This window comes from Escherichia sp. E2562 (genome assembly GCF_005781075.1).
GTDB lineage: Bacteria > Pseudomonadota > Gammaproteobacteria > Enterobacterales > Enterobacteriaceae > Escherichia.
This window is the reverse complement of record NZ_VATM01000005.1, coordinates 39,041-51,379: the sequence shown is the minus strand read 5'-3', so window position 1 is coordinate 51,379 and position 12,339 is coordinate 39,041. Positions and strand designations below refer to the sequence as shown.

At 52.7% G+C, this 12,339-nt stretch carries 8 protein-coding genes; 2 read left to right on the top strand and 6 right to left on the bottom strand.

What is annotated here, in order from left to right; all coding sequences use genetic code 11:
* Window positions 1–8: 8 nt before the first annotated feature.
* The 5 genes from FEK43_RS09185 to FEK43_RS09165 all read right to left on the bottom strand — a co-directional run bounded on the left by FEK43_RS09185 (window position 9) and on the right by FEK43_RS09165 (window position 8,054).
* The gene (locus FEK43_RS09185; RefSeq protein WP_167850482.1) at window positions 9–1,103 is read right to left on the bottom strand and encodes a zinc-binding dehydrogenase; all 1,095 of its coding nucleotides are present in this window, start codon (window positions 1,101–1,103) and stop codon (window positions 9–11) included.
* A gap of 32 nt (window positions 1,104–1,135) precedes the next feature.
* Window positions 1,136–2,134, bottom strand: a complete 999-nt coding sequence (locus tag FEK43_RS09180) for an ABC transporter permease (RefSeq protein WP_001276664.1) — start codon at window positions 2,132–2,134, stop codon at window positions 1,136–1,138.
* A gap of 24 nt (window positions 2,135–2,158) precedes the next feature.
* Complete coding sequence (locus FEK43_RS09175) at window positions 2,159–3,670, bottom strand: sugar ABC transporter ATP-binding protein (RefSeq protein WP_135407564.1); 1,512 nt, start codon at window positions 3,668–3,670, stop codon at window positions 2,159–2,161.
* A 22-nt stretch (window positions 3,671–3,692) separates the two neighbouring features.
* Entirely contained in the window at window positions 3,693–4,676 is a 984-nt protein-coding gene (locus tag FEK43_RS09170) for a substrate-binding domain-containing protein (protein WP_135407566.1), read from the bottom strand.
* A 96-nt stretch (window positions 4,677–4,772) separates the two neighbouring features.
* Window positions 4,773–8,054 carry a DUF5107 domain-containing protein gene (locus tag FEK43_RS09165; RefSeq protein ID WP_135407568.1) on the bottom strand — a complete coding sequence of 1,094 codons (3,282 nt, stop codon included), beginning with the start codon at window positions 8,052–8,054 and terminating at the stop codon, window positions 4,773–4,775.
* Window positions 8,055–8,171: 117 nt separating this feature from the next.
* On the opposite strand from FEK43_RS09165, the gene FEK43_RS09160 reads away from it, so the two are divergent.
* Complete coding sequence (locus FEK43_RS09160) at window positions 8,172–9,365, top strand: ROK family protein (protein ID WP_130207534.1); 1,194 nt, start codon at window positions 8,172–8,174, stop codon at window positions 9,363–9,365.
* A 197-nt stretch (window positions 9,366–9,562) separates the two neighbouring features.
* Here the strand turns inward: FEK43_RS09160 and glyA are convergent, their stop codons facing one another.
* The gene (glyA, locus tag FEK43_RS09155; protein ID WP_000919159.1) at window positions 9,563–10,816 is read right to left on the bottom strand and encodes a serine hydroxymethyltransferase; all 1,254 of its coding nucleotides are present in this window, start codon (window positions 10,814–10,816) and stop codon (window positions 9,563–9,565) included.
* A 330-nt stretch (window positions 10,817–11,146) separates the two neighbouring features.
* Between glyA and hmpA the strand changes: the two genes are divergently transcribed.
* Window positions 11,147–12,337, top strand: a complete 1,191-nt coding sequence (gene hmpA, locus FEK43_RS09150) for an NO-inducible flavohemoprotein (RefSeq protein WP_135407570.1) — start codon at window positions 11,147–11,149, stop codon at window positions 12,335–12,337.
* The last annotated feature ends 2 nt before the right edge of the window (window positions 12,338–12,339 follow it).

The following is a 12,339-nucleotide window of genomic DNA, read 5'->3' as shown; positions in this document are numbered from 1 at the left end:
CTAACTCCTTAATCCGGGAAGTTAATCACAACTTTCCCGCACTTGCCGCTCGCCATCAGTGCGTAGGCATCTCCCGCCTGTTCCAGAGAGAAGCGGTGGGTAATGGCGTTACGTGGCCATAGTTTCCAGTCGGTCAGATCGTGAGCGCATTTTTCCATATGGAACAGACTGGTTACCCAGGAGCCAATAATCCGCCGTTGATGGTGCATCAGATCGGCGCTGACTTCGAACTCCACTTTTCCGGTTTCACCAATGTAAACCACGCGCCCCCAGTCGGCGGTGGATTGCAATGCCAGCAAGCGCCCCGCAGCATTACCGGAACAATCGAGCGCAACATCCGCGCCGCCGTGAGTGAGTTCAGCGATTATCTGCGGCAAGCCCTCGGTCGTCGCTAAATAACCGTGATCCATCACCCCTAACTGCTTCGCCATCGCCAGACGTTCCGGCAACATATCAACGCCGATGATCCGTTTTGCACCGCGACCTTTCGCCAGCATCATCGCCATCATGCCGACCGGTCCCAGACCGACCACCAGCACGTTATCGCTGCCGGAAACTTCGCCGCGCAAAATCCCTTCATAGGCCGTGCCAACGCCGCAACTGATAAACGCACCATCTTCGTAACTCAGTGCATCCGGCAGGAGGATCAGATCTTTTTCTTCCGCCAACAGATATTCGGCATGACCGCCGTCACGCTGCCAGCCGTAAGCCGCTTTTCCTTTGCCAGTACAAGAGATAGGAAAGCCGCGGCGGCAGTTCGGGCAAAAACCACAGCCAGAAATGTGATACACCAGCACGCGATCACCCTCTTTAAAATGGCGACAGCCTTGCCCCATCGCCACAATTTGCCCGCACGGCTCATGACCGTTGATAAAGCCCTGGTATAACGGTTTATCGGGCGCCGCCGCCGTGGCGCGGTGTTGATGGTAGATATAGTGGACATCGCTTCCGCAAATCCCGGAGGATTTCATTTTGATCAGCACCTGGTTAATCCCCGGCGTCGGCACCGCAACTTCCCGCAGATCGACGGTCGAATTTCCTGGTAAATAAGCTGCCAGCATCGTTTTCATAATTCCCTCATTAACAATACGATTAATTTTCATCCCTGCCGCACCCGCGCCAGGGGCGTTAAGGTTTAGCGTTTCGCTTTACTGCTTCGCTGGGTCAGCAAGATATTCGCCAGCACTGCCACCACGATGATGACGCCGCGTACCACCTGCTGGAAAAAAGAGTTAATCCCGAGCAATACCAGACCGTTACCGATTAGCGTAATCACCAGCACACCAAGCAATGTACCGAACAGGGAACCGCGACCGCCGGAAAGTGCCGTACCGCCGACCACGACCGCGGCGATGACGTCAAACTCCAGACCGTTTGCGGCACCTGCGTTACCAGAACCGAGGCGCGCCGCCAACAAAATGCCGGTCACCGCCGCTAATAATCCCGAAAGGGTAAAGATAAGAATGCGCACCCGACGAACGTTGATGCCGCACAACTGTGCCGCCGTAGCATTACCGCCAACGGCAAAAACCGAGCGCCCGAAGGCGGTTTTGCGGCTGATGAACACAAACAGCGCAAACAACACCATCATGATCAGCGCGGATACCGGCACTCCGAGAAATTGTCCACCCAGCCAGTCCAGTACCTCGTTTTCGTCAATCGGCACTGGCAGGGCGTTAGTCATAAACAGCCCCATTCCGCGCAGGGCGCTCCACAGCCCCAACGTGGCAACGAAACTTGGTACGTTAAACACACCGCGCAGCACCCCGGCCAGCGTTCCCATCAGCGCGCCTAACAGCAACACCAGCAGACAAGCAATCGCCAGCGGAACTTCAAATTGCAGCAAAAATGCCAGGCACACTGAGACAAAAGCCACCATTGGTCCAACGCTGACATCAATTTCCCCGGAGATAATAATCAGCGTCATCGCCCAGGCGGCGATCCCAATGGTAGCGGCATCGCGCAGCACGTTCATTTGGTTATTCAATGAGATAAAGCCAGGCGCGTTCAGAGAGAAGACCAGATACAAAATGGCAATCACCACCAGCAAACCGATCTCATTAATATGGCGACTGACAAATTGTTTGAGCGAGACGCTCTTGCCCTGCGGCAATGGTAATGACGAAGCAGACATCTTCAGGTTCCTCGGTAAAATTCATCAGTGCACAGACAGAATGGCGGACATCAGCTCATCCACATTGACCGGAGAGTGAAACTCCTGCGAGAACGTACCGTGCTGTAACAACAGGATGCGGTCACACACCAGCGGCAACTCCTCCACTTCACTGGAGATAAACACCACGCTTTTTCCTTCGGCAGCCAGCTCGCGGACAATACGGTAAATCTGCTGTTTGGCTTCGATATCGACGCCGCGCGTTGGCTCGTCGAGCAACAAAATCTGGCTGGCGGCATAGACCCAACGACCGATCACCACTTTTTGCTGATTGCCGCCAGAAAGCGTGCCGATGGGTGTTTCGCTACTGGCAGCCTTAACCGTCATCCGCTGCATCACCTCTTCGGTCAGGCGGCGGATGGTGGACCATTGCAGTACGCCGTTGGCGCTGATTTTTTGCCGATTGGTCAGCACTGTATTTTCGTCAACGCCCAGCCAGGGAATGATCCCCGCTTCTTTGCGGTTTTCTGGCGTATAGCCAATGCCGCGTTTCAGCATGTCGCCGTAATCGGGGCGCGTGATTTTCTCGCCGTTGATAACAATTTCGCCCTGTTCATACGCTTCCAGCCCAACTATCGCTTTCAGCAATTCACTGCGCCCTGCCCCCAGCAGGCCAGCAATGCCGAGCACTTCGCCACGACGCAGGGAAAAACTGATCTCCGTAAGTTTTGGTCTGTGGCGTAACGCGCGAACTTCCAGTACGGTCTGGTCCGCAATCTCCTGAGCTGCAACCGGTGCAATATCAACGTGATCGCGTCCGAGCATCAACGACACAATATGGCGAGTTGAGGTGTTTTCGAGCATCACATCGCCCGCCACCTGCCCGTCGCGCATGACGGTGGCACAGGAAGCGATACGGCGGATTTCCTCCATCCTGTGGCTGACGTAAATCACCGCCACGCCCAGTGCCGACATTTTTTTCACGGCACTGATCACCAGTTCAACTTCCGCACTGGCAAGCGAGCTGGTGGGTTCATCAAGGATGACCACGCGCGGCTCGCCCTTCATCACCCGCGCAATTTCCACCAGTTGCTTTTGCGCCGGGCTTAGCGTTGAAACAAGTTGTTCAGGGCTAACGTCAACGCCCAGCGCCTGTAAGCAACGTTGGGCATCCTGCACCATTTGCGGGTAGTCAATCATGCCGTTGCGGCGAGGCCATTGACCAAGGCAGAGGTTTTCTGCCACCGTCAGCCCTTCCACCAGGCTTAATTCCTGATAAACCGCGCGTACCCCCAGTTCAGCGGCACGGCGAGTCAGCGTAGCTTCGTCGCCTTCCAGTCGCGTCTCGCCAATCCAGATATCACCGCTATCCGGACGTTCGCTACCGGTAAGCATTCGAATGAGGGTCGATTTTCCCGCACCGTTTTTGCCTAACAGCGCGCGAACTTCGCCTTTATTGAGCGTGAAGTTAACGTTATCCAGCGCAACGACGCCGGGGTAACGCTTATTTCCTGCCACCACTTTTGCTACCGGGACTGCCTCTGTTGCCGTGAACATAGGGACCTCTGCGAATCAGCTATTAGGGCAGACCATCAACGTGCGTTGCCAGCCACTGTTTACCGTCTTCAGTTTTGGTATAGAGATCGATTGGCACCTGAATCACTTTTTCACCGTCGGCTTGTTTATTGATAACCTTCAATGTTTGCGCGAAAACAGCATTGCCCATTTTCTTACCGGAAATATCCACTACCGCTTTCAGCACCTGGTTGTTTTCCAGCTCCTGAGCAATTTCAGTGGTCATGTCCGAACCGAAAACGGCAATTTTTCCGGCCTGATTTTGATTGCGTACTGCTTTTACCGCGCCGAGTGTCGCTCCGCCCGATTCACCCATAATGGCGTTGAGATCTGGCGTGGAGATAATCAGTTTTTCACCGACAGAAATCGCTTTATCTAAAACAGTCCCTTCCTGATTAGCGACAATTTGCGCGCCGGGAACGCGGGCTTTTAATACTTCTTCAAACCCTTTACGTCGTTGCACACAAACTTCAAAGGCTTCGCAATTGATGACGGCAATTTTCGGCTGGTCAATTTTGTTGGCAATAAAATAATCGGCGGCAGCGTTACCCAGTTTTTTACCAAATTCCAGCGGGTCACCAACCAGATATGCCGAGACATATTTATCGACACCCTTTTGATTAATACAGGTGTTGTAGCAAATCACCGGAATACCCGCCTCACTGGCGCGGCGAACGGTGCGGCTACTGCCATTTTCAGACACTGCCGATAAAATAATGGCATCGACATTACGCGCCACGAGGGTATCTACAAAAGTACTTTCTTTCGAAATATCGCCCTGGGCGTTAGTTTCAATTAACTGTACCTGTACTGAAGAATCTTTTGCCGCATCCTGAACGCCCTGACGCACTCCAGCGTAATATCCCTGGGTATCAAGGTATATTGCGCCAATGGTCATTTCTTTATCCGCAGCGTTGGCAAATAGTGCGCTACCTAATAGCGTAGCCATTAATAATAGATTACGGGTTGTTCTCATTCTTTTAGGCATAGTGCCTCCTGTAGGTTTTTTATTTACAACGGCTTATTTTAATTATTTGAGCGTGAGCGGCAGCGCGTGCCGCTCAAATATTACAGTTAATAGGGTTTAGTGAACGCGGTTAAAAATAAAAGGCATCACAGTGGTGAATAATGCCGCTTTCGGCCAGGCCGGATTAATCGCAGTCAATTCAGCGCGAGCAGATTCGTATTGCGCAATCTCCCCTAGTCCCGCGGCCGCCAGCATCGCCACCATCAGGCATTTTTCTTTATGCTGCTGTTGTAAATCGCCATACAACGACAACAAGTCAGGTTGCGAGACGGCAAAGAAATCCGCCTCGATACTGGTTTTCGCCATCTCTTGCGCCCACTGTTTCATTTCACTAAACAGTTGCTGTGCGGTTTGTTGTTCGCCCAGCAGTCGCAGCGCCATTCCTTGCCAGAAGAGATAATCAACCGGCTGATCGTTGTAATAACTGTGGATGTTAATGGTACGATCGCCGGTCGCCGCCAGACGTAAACAACGCGTCGCTTCAGTTTCATCGCCCTGAGCTTTGGCACATATCGCCTGCCAGAACCAGATGTCGTTGTCAGTTTGCCCCGGTAAACGGCCTTCGCTTAAATTCTCCGGATAGTGCAGCGCGGCATGAAGCAGTTCGCTGGCCTGCTGCGGTTGTCTGGCATCAAGGTGTTGCCAGGCGCGTAACATTTGGTTAAGGATAAACTGACTGGTGACCTTCCCTTCCCCGCCTTCCCACGGGTGGAATTTTCGCGTGGCGAGAATATCCGCCGCTTTGTCGGCCTGACCTGTGAGATGCCACAAATTGAGCAGTTCTGCGGTCATGTCGTCGCGTTTCAGAGCAATTTCCAGATTATTTTCCAGACGTGCCAGTCGTTTCTCCGGTGTGGCTCCGCTTAACTTATCCAGCAAATCCCGTTCGAAAAGCAGACGTGCATCCTGCGGCGCAAGCTGATAAGCATTATCAAGATAACGCGCGGCCAGCTCATAATCGTGTTGCTTATTCCACGCATGGATCGCTAACCCACGCCAGCCGTCGGCAAACTCCGGTGACATCTCTACGCAACGCAGCCATAAAGTAATGGCTTTGTTGTAGCTACGCTTGTTGTAGTAGAAGCAGGCCAGTAAATGACGGGCAAACCAGCACTCTTCAATACTCTCCAGCGCCGCCACTTCTTCCAGCGTATTCGGGAAACGGACAAACTGTGGGAAGACATCAATGGCTTTTGCGACCAGTTCGCCGCGTTCGGCTTTCGGCAGCAAGCTAGCTTGCAGGTAAAGCGGAAGCGTGCGCTGGCAGTCCAGTACGTTCAGCATCTCTGCCGCCAGGGCGGGCATTCCCCAGTTAATCAGTTGCCCGGCGGTCATCAGGGCGTTAACGTCGCGTCCCTGACACAGACCGCGCCACTGCGCGAGGGCTGATTCGCTACGACCATCGAACCAGTTCAGCCACCACAGAGTGGCGTTCAGCGGATAATCACGCAGCAGTTTCTCGCGCTGCAAACGCGCGTTGTCCTGACGACCACTTAACACCAGCAGCAGGTTATGCAGGCAAAGCACTTCCTGGTTGGTTGGGCTGGCACGAAGACTTTGTTGGCAAAAATCCAGACCCGCGTCGAAGTTACCATTGCGCGCCGCCAGCCGTGCCAGACCATAATAGCCGCCCGCTTTACTATTGCCGCTCCAGACCGCACGCCAGAAATCCTCTTCGGCCTGTTGATATTGTCCCTGACGTTCATAAGCACTGGCGCGAATCAAACTTGCCTGTCCACACTGCGGGTTTTTGTTCAGCGCATGTGCGCGTTTCAGCGCCTGACTGGCATACGCCACCGCTTGCGGGAAATCTGCGCGGTTATATTCCAGCATCGCCAGCGCCAGGTTACAGCGATAATCCAGCGGGTCCAGCGCCACGCCGCGCAGGTAGTAATCGAACGGTGAACGACTGGCGTGATGATATTGCTCCAGATGCTGACCGATAAACCAGGCTTCATCTGTACTGGCAATGTCTTGTGCAGCCAGTGGCGCTTTGGCAACGTCCGGCAACGGCAACTCTTGCGGCTGATGTTCCTGATAACTCAGTACAATATTGCCGTCAGCATCGGAAAGTTCGATGGTCAGTCTGTCAGGATTGATACCGTGCAACACGCCCTGGATGGCGGTCGCTGGTGTCAGGGCCACGGCATCATCGAGCAACGCGTTGCATTTGCCGATTTCGCGGATCGCCAGACGATATCCACTCAACGGGGAGATGGCATACAGCCCCCACTCAATCCCCCGCTCGCTACGCTGAAGTTTTATCACCGCATCGCGGGAGGCATTTTGCACCATGCCCAGAGAATGATAAGGCAGGAAATACTGCTCGAAACGCTTCTCTTCGTAAGCATCAAGCCAGGTAAAATCGGGCTGGTTATCGGCAAAAATACCGGTCATCAGCTCGATATACGGACCGTTATTGTCAGTCAGACTCTTATCCCACGCCTGGCCAAATTCACTGTGTCCCCAGCTCCACTGTTTTTTACCTGGCGCAATATGGTGGTTGGCAACGTGCAGCAAACCGCCATCTTCATCGTGACACCACGCGCCGACAAAATCGTACTGCGATTTTTCAGCCATATACGAAGTCGGCACTGGCACATTTTTATAGCGAGAAATGTCCACTCCGGCGGAGTAGTCCACTTTGTAGTAGGTGCCGGTGGCGATGGGGAAAGCTGAAACAGCCCGTTTGCCGTGATCAAACACCGCAGTCACATCCGGCGGGAAAACGCTCTGATGCCCTTCACCACCTTTCACTGCCGGGTTGGCCCACCACAAGAAATGACGCGGCGTGGCGTTCCCGTTATAGACGCGGCTGGCGATTTCCAGCGCCGCCCGGTCAGGGCGCAGTGTGAAACCAGTCATCACTTGTAAACCGTGCATCGGCTCCGTTTCGCCGACCCACACCGTCTGTGCGCCGTCGTCATGGGCTTCGATGGTGAAATCAACGGGCATAAAGGTGGTCGGGCGATGGTGTTGTGGCCAGTTAAACTCAATCCCGCCCGAAATCCACGGCCCCAGCAGCCCCACCAGCGCCGGCTTAATGACTTCATTGTGATAGACAAAATCTCGCTGTTTCACTTTATCCCATGCGCGATGCACGCGACCGCCCAGTTCCGGCAGGATCATCACTTTGATGTAGTCGTTTTCCAGCCACACCGCCTGCCAGGATTTCAGGGTTTTCTGCTCGCTCAGCGTATCGGTCACGCCATAGGGATAAACCGCGCCGGACGATCCCTGATAAACGCGATTTTCCAGGAACATGGGATGTATATCCTGCGGCCCGGTTTCATAGGTCGGGATCTCAACGCGCTCTTGCCACACTTTTACTGGAGTCATGGTGCCCTCAATATTAACAAGACATACTGAATTAAAAGATTTGTGGCAGTGTATTGAACAATCTGGCACTGTTTTCGCGGAATAATCACGCAATTAACTAAACAAGGTTTAGTGAAGATGAGAGCCTGCATTAACAATCAACAGATCCGCCACCATAACAAATGCGTGATTCTGGAACTGCTGTACCGGCAAAAGCGCGCCAACAAGTCGACGCTGGCCCGGCTGGCGCAAATTTCAATTCCGGCGGTCAGTAATATTTTGCAGGAACTGGAAAACGAAAAGCGGGTGGTGAATATCGACGATGAAAGCCAGACGCGCGGGCATAGCAGCGGCACATGGCTGATTGCGCCGGAAGGTGACTGGACGCTATGCCTGAACGTGACGCCCACCAGCATTGAGTGCCAGGTCGCTAACGCTTGTTTAAGTCCGAAAGGCGAATTTGAATATTTTCAGATTGATGCACCGACACCGCAGGCACTGCTGTCCGAAATCGAAAAATGCTGGCATCGTCATCGCAAACTGTGGCCGGGCCGCACCATCAACCTGGCGCTGGCAATTCACGGTCAGGTTGATCCGGTAACTGGTGTATCGCAAACCATGCCGCAAGCCCCGTGGACCACGCCAGTTGAGGTGAAGTATCTGCTGGAAGAGAAGCTGGGCATTCGGGTGATGGTCGATAATGACTGCGTGATGCTGGCGCTGGCGGAGAAATGGCAAAATAATTCGCAGGGACGGGATTTCTGCGTGATCAACGTTGATTACGGCATTGGCTCGTCGTTCGTGATTAACGAGCAAATTTATCGCGGTAGTTTGTATGGTAGCGGGCAGATTGGTCACACCATTGTTAATCCGGATGGCGTCGCCTGCGACTGTGGACGTTATGGCTGCCTGGAAACCGTCGCCTCGTTAAGCGCATTAAAAAAACAGGCGCGAGTATGGCTAAAATCACAACCTGGCAATACTCAACTTGATCCAGAAAAACTGACTACAGCGCAATTAATCGCAGCCTGGCAGAGTGAAGAACCGTGGGTCACCAGCTGGGTTGACCGCAGTGCCAACGCCATTGGTTTGAGTCTGTATAACTTCCTCAACATCCTAAATATTAATCAGATTTGGTTGTACGGTCGCAGCTGTGCCTTTGGTGAGAACTGGCTTAATACCATTATTCGCCAGACAGGATTTAACCCGTTTGACCGCGACGAAGGACCGAGCGTGAAAGCGACGCAAATTGGCTTTGGGCAATTAAGCCGCGCACAACAGGTGCTGGGGATAGGTTATTTGTATGTTGAGGCGCAGTTACGACAGATTTGATGGCGCGATAACGTAACAAGGCTTCCCGAAGGAAGCCTTGACGATCACAAACGTAAGATTGCCTGATGCGCTACGCTTATCAGGCCTACACGGATATTGCAATATATTGAATTTGCAAATTTTTGTAGGCCGGATAAGGCGTTCACGCCGCATCCGGCATGAACAACGAGCACGTTGTCAGCAAATCACCGTTTCTCTTATGCGTAAACCGGGTAACGTGCGCAGATGTCGAGAACTTTACCTTTGATGCGCTCGATAACCGCTTCATCATTGATGCTGTCCAGCACGTCACACATCCAGCCAGCCAGTTCTTTCGCTTCTGCTTCTTTGAAGCCACGACGCGTAATCGCCGGAGTACCTACACGAATACCAGAAGTTACAAACGGGCTCTTCGGATCGTTCGGTACGCTGTTTTTGTTCACGGTGATATTGGCACGGCCCAGAGCGGCGTCTGCTTCTTTACCGGTCAGGTTTTTATCAACCAGATCAACCAGGAACAGGTGGTTATCAGTACCGCCAGAAACCACTTTGTAGCCGCGTTCCAGGAACACTTCTACCATCGCTTTAGCGTTTTTCGCGACCTGCTGCTGGTAAGTTTTGAACTCAGGCTCCATCGCTTCTTTCAGCGCTACTGCTTTACCCGCAATAACGTGCATCAGCGGACCGCCCTGACCACCAGGGAAAACGGCAGAGTTCAGTTTTTTGTACAGTTCTTCGCTACCGCCTTTCGCCAGGATCAGGCCGCCGCGCGGACCCGCCAGGGTTTTGTGAGTGGTGGTAGTCACTACGTGAGCATGAGGAACCGGGTTCGGGTAGACGCCAGCAGCAACCAGGCCCGCAACGTGCGCCATATCAACGAACAGGTAAGCACCGATGCTGTCAGCGATTTCACGCATTTTCGCCCAGTCAACCACGCCGGAATATGCAGAGAAACCACCGATAATCATTTTCGGCTTGTGTTCTTTGGCTTGTTTTTCCAGATCGGCGTAGTCGATATGGCCGGTAGCATCAATACCGTAAGGAACGATGTTGTACAGTTTACCGGAGAAGTTAACCGGAGAACCGTGAGTCAGGTGACCGCCATGCGCCAGGTTCATACCCAGAACGGTATCACCTGGTTCCAGCAGCGCGGTGTAGACCGCAAAGTTAGCCTGGGAGCCGGAGTGCGGCTGAACGTTAGCGTAATCAGCGCCGAACAGTTCTTTCGCGCGATCGATCGCCAGTTGTTCGACGATATCAACATACTCGCAACCGCCGTAGTAGCGCTTGCCCGGATAACCTTCAGCATATTTATTGGTCAGCTGAGAACCCTGCGCCTGCATTACGCGCGGGCTGGTGTAGTTTTCGGAGGCGATCAGTTCGATGTGCTCTTCCTGACGTACTTTTTCCTGCTCCATAGCCTGCCACAGTTCGGCATCATAATCGGCAATGTTCATTTCACGCTTTAACATCCGCATCTCCTGACTCAGCTAACAATAAAATTTTTTCGCCTAATTTTGGCGGTCCTGATGGACAACGGCGAACAGTATAACCGAATCATTGTGCGATAACAGGTCTTGACAAAGGAATTTACGCAAACGATTACCTTCAAGCTATGCAAGGCTTTGGAGAATAAAGGGCCTGCAACCGGAAACGGATTTCTTTTCAGGTTTGTGATGCAAATTTTTCACTTCATCACATTCTTGATGAAAAACACCAAAAGAACCATTTACAGTGCAGGGCTATTTTTTATAAGATGTATTTGAGATACATCAATTAAGATGCAAAAAAAGGAAGACCATATGCTTGACGCTCAAACCATCGCTACAGTAAAAGCCACCATCCCTTTACTGGTGGAAACAGGGCCAAAGTTAACCGCCCATTTCTACGACCGTATGTTTACTCATAACCCAGAACTCAAAGAAATTTTTAACATGAGTAACCAGCGTAATGGCGATCAACGTGAAGCCCTGTTTAACGCTATTGCCGCCTACGCCAGTAATATTGAAAACCTGCCTGCGCTGCTGCCAGCGGTAGAAAAAATCGCGCAGAAGCACACCAGTTTCCAGATCAAACCGGAACAGTACAACATCGTCGGCGAACACCTGTTGGCGACCCTGGACGAAATGTTCAGCCCAGGCCAGGAAGTGCTGGACGCGTGGGGTAAAGCCTATGGCGTACTGGCTAATGTATTTATCAATCGCGAGGCGGAAATCTATAACGAAAACGCCAGCAAAGCCGGTGGCTGGGAAGGTACTCGCGATTTCCGCATTGTGGCTAAAACGCCGCGCAGCGCACTGATCACTAGCTTCGAACTGGAACCGGTCGACGGTGGCGCAGTGGCAGAATACCGTCCAGGACAGTATCTCGGCGTTTGGCTGAAACCAGAAGGTTTCCCGCATCAGGAAATTCGTCAGTACTCTTTGACTCGCAAACCTGATGGCAAAGGCTATCGTATTGCGGTGAAACGCGAAGATGGCGGGCAGGTATCCAACTGGCTGCACAATCACGCCAACGTTGGCGATGTCGTGAAACTGGTCGCTCCGGCGGGTGATTTCTTTATGGATGTGGCAGATGACACGCCGGTAACACTGATCTCTGCGGGTGTAGGGCAAACGCCAATGCTGGCAATGCTCGATACGCTGGCAAAAGCAGGCCATAACGCCCAGGTAAACTGGTTCCACGCGGCAGAAAATGGCGATGTTCACGCCTTTGCTGATGAAGTTAAGGAACTGGGGCAAGCACTACCGCGCTTTACCGCGCATACCTGGTATCGCGAGCCGAGCGAAGCCGATCGCGCTAAAGGTCAGTTTGATAGCGAAGGCCTGATGGATTTGAGCAAACTGGAAGGTGCGTTCAGCGATCCGGCCATGCAGTTCTATCTCTGCGGTCCGGTCGGCTTCATGCAGTTTGCGGCAAAACAGTTAGTGGACCTGGGTGTGAAGCAGGAAAACATTCATTACGAATGCTTTGGCCCACATAAAGTGCTGTGATT